At 75.2% G+C, this 6,349-nt stretch carries 6 protein-coding genes and 1 pseudogene; 2 read left to right on the top strand and 5 right to left on the bottom strand.

Features of this window, described 5'->3' with window-relative positions:
- From AC0CYZ_RS13955 to mptB, 5 genes are all read right to left on the bottom strand, one after another.
- The coding region (locus tag AC0CYZ_RS13955) for an alcohol dehydrogenase catalytic domain-containing protein (protein WP_472216275.1) at positions 1-446 on the bottom strand (446 nt) is incomplete at its 3' end.
- 44 nt (positions 447-490) lie between these two features.
- Positions 491-1,477, bottom strand: coding sequence for a COX15/CtaA family protein (locus AC0CYZ_RS13950; protein ID WP_472216273.1), 987 nt, complete (start codon positions 1,475-1,477; stop codon positions 491-493).
- Between the two features lie 37 nt (positions 1,478-1,514).
- Positions 1,515-2,231 (bottom strand): ABC transporter permease, encoded by a 717-nt coding sequence (locus AC0CYZ_RS13945; protein ID WP_472216277.1) that lies wholly within the window; start codon positions 2,229-2,231, stop codon positions 1,515-1,517.
- Between the two features lie 74 nt (positions 2,232-2,305).
- The gene (locus AC0CYZ_RS13940; RefSeq protein WP_472216271.1) at positions 2,306-3,229 is read right to left on the bottom strand and encodes an ABC transporter ATP-binding protein; all 924 of its coding nucleotides are present in this window, start codon (positions 3,227-3,229) and stop codon (positions 2,306-2,308) included.
- A gap of 53 nt (positions 3,230-3,282) precedes the next feature.
- Entirely contained in the window at positions 3,283-4,914 is a 1,632-nt protein-coding gene (gene mptB / locus AC0CYZ_RS13935; protein WP_472216269.1) for a polyprenol phosphomannose-dependent alpha 1,6 mannosyltransferase MptB, read from the bottom strand.
- A 183-nt stretch (positions 4,915-5,097) separates the two neighbouring features.
- On the opposite strand from mptB, the gene AC0CYZ_RS13930 reads away from it, so the two are divergent.
- Positions 5,098-5,904 carry a helix-turn-helix transcriptional regulator gene (locus AC0CYZ_RS13930; protein WP_472216267.1) on the top strand — a complete coding sequence of 269 codons (807 nt, stop codon included), beginning with the start codon at positions 5,098-5,100 and terminating at the stop codon, positions 5,902-5,904.
- A pseudogene (locus tag AC0CYZ_RS13925) lies at positions 5,901-6,349 on the top strand (Fe-S cluster assembly protein SufB); the annotation flags it as partial. The gene AC0CYZ_RS13930 and the pseudogene AC0CYZ_RS13925, both read left to right, overlap by 4 nt.

Below are 6,349 nucleotides of genomic sequence, written 5' to 3'. Positions count from 1 at the left end.
CCGCCCGCACCGGCGTGGACGAGGACCGCGTCCCCGGGGGCGACGGGATGGGTGTCGTGCACCAGGTAGTGCGCCGTCATGCCCTGCAGCAGCACCGCGGCGGCCTGCTCGGCGGTCAGCGCGTCGGGCACCGGCACGACGCGCGCCGCGGGGATCACCGCCCGCTGCGCGTAGGAACCCGGCCCGTCGCTGAACGCCACGCGATCGCCCACGGCCACGTCGGCGACGCCCGACCCGACCTCGAGCACCGTCCCGGCACCCTCGAGGCCCGGCACGGTCGGCAGCGTCGCGGGATAGAGACCGCTGCGCAGGTAGGTGTCGATGTAGTTGACGCCCGCGGCTCCGACCTCGACGAGGACCTCGCCCTCACCGGGCGACGGGTCGGCCACGTCGGCCGGCACCAGCACCTCGGGCCCGCCGTGGGCCTCCACCCGCACCGCTCGCATCGTCGCGCGACCTCCCGCTCCCCGACAGACGCGAGCAGGATGCCCTACGACACCGACAACGCGGGCGCTCCGACCGACGCCACGCCCGCCGGGCGGTCCCGCACGGCCGGCTCCGTCGTCGCCGCCCACACCCAGGCGGCCGCGGCGGTCGTCACCATCGCCCCGAGCACGTGGAACGCCACCAGCACCTCCGGGACGCCCAGCGCGTACTGCGCCCCGCCGAGCCCGCCCTGCGCGAGCGTCACGAGCACGAGCACCCGGAAGCGCACGACGACCGGTCGCGGCGCCCCCACGGCGTGCAGCAGGAAGCCGAGCCCGACCAGCAGGCCCAGGAACGCGAACAGCAGGTGCGCGTGCAGCGTGGCGAGCTCCGGCACCGAGAACGCGTCGAGCCGGGGCGTCGTGGCGTCCCCGGCGTGCGGACCGGCCGCCGTCACGAGCGTCCCGACGACGAGCAGCGCCGCCAGCACCACGGCCGTCACCGCGAGCAGCCCGCGGACCGCACGCGGCACCGTCGGGACCCGCGCCTCCGAGGCCCGGTCCAGGGCCCACGCGTCCCGCGCCAGCAGCACGGCCAGCCACACCAGCGGCACGGACACCAGGAAGTGCGGCGCGACGGTGTACCAGGCCAGGCCGGTGAGCACGGTGATCCCGCCGAGCACCGCCTGCGCGACGACCCCGAGGGGCATCGCGAGCGCCAGCCACAGCAGCCGGCGGCGCCGCGGCCGCACGAACACGGCCGCGACCACGCAGGCGCCGGCGACGACCACCAGCGCGATCCCGAGGAGCCGGTTCGAGAACTCCACCCACTGGTGCAGGGTCGCGACGTCGGCGTCCGGCGTCGGCACGAGGCTGCCGGGGAAGCACTCCGGCCAGGTCGGGCAGCCGAGCCCGGAGCCGGTCACGCGCACGACGGCCCCGGTGACGGCGATGCCGCCCTGCCCGACGACGGCGAGCACCGCGAGCACGCGCATCAGCACCGGCGGCGTCGACCACCGCGTCGTCGACCACCCTGTCGTCGCTGCGGTCACGGGACCCAGCCTACGACAGCCTGTAGAAGAACACCGGTCAGTCCCACCGCAGCGTCCGCGCCGCCGCGAGCCCGGCGACGACGGCCCACACGACCAGCACGACCACCCCGCCGACCGGGGGAGTGCCGCCGAGCAGCACGGTCCGCAGACCCTCGGCGAGCGCGCCGCTCGGCAGGAAGCCGACGACGGTGCCGAGCGCGCCGGGCAGCTGCGCGGCCGGCACGACGATGCCGCCGACGAAGAGCAGGACGAACCAGACGACGTTGGCGATCACGAGCACGAGGTCGGCCCGCACCGAGCCCCCGAGCAGCAGCCCGCAGGCCCCGAAGGCCGCGGCCCCGAGCACCACGAGCAGCAGCGCCCACCCGACCTCGGCCCCCTCGGGGCGCCAGCCCAGCAGCAGCGCGACCCCGCCGAGCACGACCACCTGGATGACGACGACGGCCGCCGTCCCGCCCAGCCGTCCGGTCACCACGAGCCAGCGGGGGATCGCGGTGGCGGCGAGGCGGCGCATCAGGCCGTAGCGACGGTCGAACCCGAGCGAGATGGCCTGGCTGGTGAAGCCGGTCGACATCATCGCGAGCGCGAGGACGGTGCCGAGGGCGGCGTCGACGCGGGGTTCGGGCAGGTCGACGAGCCCGTGCAGCAGGGTGAGCCCGACGAGCAGCGCGAGCGGGATGACGAGCGTGAGCAGCAGCTGCTCGGAGTGGCGCAGCGCCAGCACCGTCTCGGTGCGGGTGTGGACGGCGAGCATGCGGGCCCGCGAGCCGACGCCGGGGTCGGGGGTGAAGGTGCCGGCGGGGAACGGCGCGGCGGCGTCCTCGGTGCTCACGGCCGCAGCTCCCGCCCCGTCAGGTCCAGGAAGACGTCCTCCAGGCTGCGGCGTCCGACGCGCACGTCGTCGGCGAGGACACCCTGGCGCGCGCACCACGCCGTGACCGCGGCGAGCACCTGCGGGTCGATCGTCCCCTCCACCGTGTAGTGCCCGGCCGGCCCCTCGGAACCCGTGTAGCCCTCGGGCAGGACCTCCTCGAGCAGGCGCAGGTCCATGCCCGGGGCGGCGCGGAAGCGCATCCGCTGCTCGGCCCCGGAGGCGGTGAGCTCGTCGGGCGAGCCGGAGGCGACGACCTTGCCGTGGTCGACGATCACGACGTCGTCGGCGAGCGCCTCGGCCTCCTGCATGAGGTGCGTCGTGAGCAGCACCGCGACGCCGTCGCCGCGCAGCGCCCGCACCAGGTCCCACACGAGGTGGCGGCCCTGCGGGTCGAGGCCCGCGGTGGGCTCGTCGAGGAACACCAGCTCCGGACGGCCGACGACGGCGCATGCGAGGCTCAACCGCTGCTGCTGACCCCCGGAGAGCCGCTTGTAGGGCAGGCGGGCGCACGACTCCAGCCCGAGCGTGCGCACCAGCCACGCGGTGTCCAGCGGATGGGCGGAGCAGGCGGCGACGAGGTCGAGCATCTCCCGCACCCGCACCATCGGGTAGGCGCCGCCGCCCTGGGGCATGACGCCGATGCGGGCGCGCAGCCCCTCGGGCGCGCCGGCCGGGTCGGCTCCGAGCACCTGCACCGACCCCGAGGTGCGGTCGCGGAACCCCTCGCACACCTCGACCGTCGTCGTCTTGCCCGCGCCGTTGGGGCCGAGCAGCGCGAGCACGCGGCCGTGGTGCAGGTCGAGGTCCAGTCCGTCCACGGCGGTCGTGGCGCCGTAGCGCACCACGAGGTCACGCACCTCGACGGCCGGTTCACCCACGCGCCCCAGCGTAGGTCGCGCGCCACCGGACGGCCGTGCACGGGTGCGCCCGCTCAGGAGGCGTCCCCCGGGACCGTCGCCGCCGGCTCGGGATCCGGTGCGCGGCGGGGCGGGATGCGGGGGATGTTCCCGCGCGCGGCCAGCAGCGGGACGACCGCGACGGCGAGCGCGGCGAAGATCGCCATCGGGAGCTGGTAGGCCCGGAACGTGAAGTCGTTGCCGGTGGGCGGCACGAGCAGCGCCACCGCGGCGCAGATCGCCACCGCCGCACCGCGCACGCGGGGCTCGGTGACCGACGCGGCCAGCGGGACCATGAGCCACAGCAGGTACCAGGGGTGCAGCACCGGCCCGGCGAGGAACACCGCGCCGAACCCGTAGGCCACGCCCGCCACCGGGTGCAGCCGGCCGCGCAGCACCGCCAGCACGAGCAGCGCGCAGACGAGCGCCGCGACCCCGAGGCCGGCGGAGCGGGTGAGCGAGAGGACCGCGTCCGTGTGGTCCCCGAGCCCGAGCGCGATGCCGATCTGGCCCCCGAGCACCCCGAGGTCGGTGGTGATCGAGAGCCAGCTGCGGAGCAGGTTCGGCACGGACAGGGCGGTGATCCACCCGAAGCCGAGCCCGGAGAGCACCGACACCGCGCCCACGACGGCGAGGCCCGTCGCGGACACCACGGCGCCCCACCCGACGAGCGCGCGCAGCCCGTCCCGGCCCGCCGGGTCGCGGCCGGCGGCCAGACAGCGCTCGCGGGCGACGTGCGCGGACAGGAACGCCAGCGCGAGGATGGCGGGGATCTTCCCGGAGGCCCCCAGCCCGATGATCACGGCACCGAGGAACCACGAGCGGCGGAACCCGATCTCGAGCCCGAAGAAGACGACGCCGAGCATGATCGCGTCGTTGTGGATGCCCGAGACCAGGTGGAAGAGCACCAGCGGGCTGATCGCGAGCCACAGCGCCGCGATCGGTTCCACCCCGGCGCGGCGCGCGAGGTGCGGCGTCGCCCAGATGATCAGACCGATCCCGACGAGCGCGAGCACGCGGTGCAGGTAGACCCCGAGCACGATGTCGTCCCCCGCGATCGCGGTGACCAGCCGGCCGAAGGTGAGGAACCCGGGGCCGTAGGGCGACGGGGTGGTGCGCCAGATCGTCGGGATGCTGGCGACCAGGGGATCGTCGAGACCCAGCGCCGACGCGGCCCCGTAGACGTAGGGGTCGAACCCGCGCGAGACGACCTCGGACTGCGAGAGGTAGCCGTAGACGTCGGTGGAGAACAACGGGGGTGCGACGGCGAGCGGCGCGGCCCACATGACGAGGATCCGGGTGAGCTGGCGGACGGTCAGGCGCACCCGACCGGGCCAGGCCAGCCGACCGAGCCACAGCCACGCCAGCACGACCATGCCCATGCCGACGTAGGCGAGCGTGAGCGAGACGGTCGGCAGCCGGGCGGGCAGGCCGAGCACCCGCATCCCGAGCACGGGGTTGTAGGCCGAGGCCGGGGCGGCGCCGCACCCGAGGGCGCCGACGGCCATCAGCAGCGCGCCGGTGAACCCGAAGCGGCGGCAGAACCGCAGCCGCCGGCGCTCGTCCGGGGTGGCCGGCGCCTCGACGCGTGCGCCGCGGGTGCCGCCCTCGGCGTCACCCGACGGCGAGGGCTCCTCGGGGGGCGCCGTCGGGGCCGTGGCCGTCACCTCGGGAACGATACCGAGGGCCTCGTCGGGTCCGTGTCGACCCCGGGTCGCGTGACCCGTGACACCCCGGGGCCGCCGACTTTGCCGCCCGTCGCGATATAGGCAAGACTGGTGTTGTCAAAAGATGCGGGGCGGTTCATGATCGCCTGAGGACATCGCGACGCAGCGGACGGAGGTGACGACGTGGCCCGGCAGGACGAGCTCCGACAGGACGTGCCCCACGCCGAGCACGCGCGCTCCGCGGCCGACGGTCGCACCCGTGACGCCGTGGCCCGCCTGCTCCTCGAACAGGGTCCCACGACGGCGGGTGTGCTCGCCGAGACGCTCCGGCTCTCCGGCCCCGGCGTGCGTCGCCACCTCGACGCGCTCGTCGCCGAGGGCAGCGTCGTCACCCGCGACGCCCGGCAGGCCGCCGGGCGCAAGCGCGGCCGGCCCGCGCGCCAGTTCCTCCTCACCGCCAGCGGGCGTGCCCGTGCGGGACGCGGGGAGGACGGCCCGGCCGAGCTCGCCGTCGCCGCGCTGCGCCGTCTCCGCGAGGCGGCGGGCGAGGACGCCGTGAAGGGCTTCGCCCGGGACCGCGCGCTGGCGATGGTGGGGGAGCACCGCGAGCACGTCCTCGCGGGCGCCGACCGCGCCGAGCGGGCCACCCGGCTCGCCGGGGCGCTCACCGCCGAGGGCTACGCCGCGACCACCCGGGGCGCCGGCGAGGGCGACGGCCTGGACGCCCGTGTCGCGGGCGAGCAGCTCTGCCAGCACCACTGCCCGGTCGCCGACGTCGCCGCGGAGTTCCCGGCACTCTGCGAGGCCGAGGCCGAGGTGTTCGCCGAATTGTTGGGCACCCACGTCCAGCGGCTCGCCACGATCGCGCGCGGCGACGCCGCGTGCACCACACACGTCCCCGCGCAGCGGTCGGACCAGCACACGGGAAGCACCACCCCCGCCGTCACCACCGGCGGAGGACCCGAGAACCAGGGAAGGCAGGTCGTATGACCACCGCGCCGGAGAAGGAGACGCTCACCCAGGAGGAGACCCTCGCCTCGCTGGGGAGCTACCAGTTCGGGTGGCACGACACCGACGTCGCCGGTGCCAGCGCGCAGCGCGGCCTCTCCGAGGCCGTCGTCCGGGACATCTCGGCGAAGAAGGACGAGCCGGACTGGATGCTGGCGCTGCGCCTCAAGGCACTCGCCATGTTCGACAAGAAGCCGATGCCGCAGTGGGGCTCGGACCTGTCGGGCATCGACTTCGACAACATCAAGTACTTCGTCCGGTCGACGGAGAAGCAGGCCGCGACCTGGGACGACCTGCCCGAGGACATCAAGTCGACCTACGACAAGCTCGGCATCCCCGAGGCCGAGAAGGAGCGCCTGGTCTCCGGCGTCGCGGCCCAGTACGAGTCCGAGGTCGTCTACCACAAGATCCGTGAGGACCTCGAGGA

The organism is Actinomycetospora sp. (assembly GCF_055612215.1).
This window is presented reverse-complemented; position numbering and strand designations above follow the sequence as displayed.

Bases quoted from the DNA above. Each gene is read 5' to 3' on its own strand.
- AC0CYZ_RS13945 (WP_472216277.1), bottom strand. From the start codon at position 2,231: ATGCTCGCCGTCCACACCCGCACCGAGACGGTGCTGGCGCTGCGCCAC.